Consider the following 623-nt stretch of genomic DNA (forward strand, 5'->3'; position numbering starts at 1 on the left):
TGGCTACTGCCCGACCCAGCTCCTGAGTTTATTGCGGCTCACCCGCAACTGGGGGGCGTCTACGTCACAAGCGATGCGGCTATCGATGTCGTCCAGCAGCACTGGCAAAGCCTGATAGAGGTGGCTTGTGAAGGTGAGGTGATGTGGCTGCGTTATGCCGATAACCGGGTCTTTCCCAAGATACTGGCCACCATGAGCCAGCAGGAACTCGATGATGTCCTGGGGCCCTGCTCAAGCCTGTGGGCCACCGACAGTGTGTGGCAACGCACGCCTGATAACGAATTCACTCCCCGCCAAGCCCCCTGGTTTCGCATTCAGCCTCACCATCTGGCGCCACTCTATGACGAAAACCGTCACGCCTACATCCTCTCTCGCCACTTTTGGCAACGGATGGAGGATATGATGGCGCGTCATCCCAATCCGGAAGCCGCCATTACCACCGTCCTCAAGCAGGCCAATCAAGCAGGGCTGGCAGGTGACGTCCTTGATGGCGTGGTGGCAGGTGCACTCACGCTACAGGCAAGCATGGCGCTGGATGCCATCAGAGCGCCGTTGATGCTGACCGATGACGAAATGGCTCAGGTGAATAACTGGCTGAACAAACACCCTGACTTGATAGGAGC

General features: G+C 58.1%; 1 protein-coding gene. It reads left to right on the forward strand.

Annotated elements, in window-relative coordinates:
* Positions 1–623, forward strand: a 623-nt coding sequence (locus tag G5154_RS21145; RefSeq protein WP_421263990.1) for a DUF4123 domain-containing protein, incomplete at both ends; no start/stop codon positions are given.

The organism is Aeromonas sp. 600527 (assembly GCF_049175415.1).
GTDB classification, from domain to species: Bacteria; Pseudomonadota; Gammaproteobacteria; order Enterobacterales; family Aeromonadaceae; genus Aeromonas; species Aeromonas veronii_A.